1 protein-coding gene is annotated in these 276 nt (G+C 65.2%); it reads right to left on the reverse strand.

Going from position 1 to position 276, the window contains the following annotated elements; all coding sequences use genetic code 11:
- The coding region (locus tag AAEY80_RS14510; RefSeq protein ID WP_502945560.1) for a helix-turn-helix domain-containing protein at positions 1-276 on the reverse strand (276 nt) is incomplete at both ends.

Genomic DNA, 276 nt, shown 5'->3' on the forward strand with positions numbered 1-276 from the left:
CCCCAGCCCCTTCGCGATCCGCAGGATCAACACCAGCGTGGGCATGTGCTCGCCGCGCTCGATCTTGCCCATGTGCGACCGGGCGATGCCCGCCTGTTCCGCGAGCACCTCCTGGGCCAGCCCCTGCGCGGTCCGTGCCTCGCGCACGGCAACGCCGAAAGCGCGCGCTGGCTCGCTTTCATAGGTTCTTGTCCCTGCGGGTCTGCCGCGTTGCACCGATCGCTTCTGCATCAACAGAAGCGTCACGCGCCAAGCGAATTTAAACCACGTTAAACT

Origin of the sequence: Psychrobacter sp. 78a-MNA-CIBAN-0178, from assembly GCF_040309625.1 — a bacterium.
GTDB lineage: Bacteria > Pseudomonadota > Gammaproteobacteria > Pseudomonadales > Moraxellaceae > Psychrobacter > Psychrobacter okhotskensis.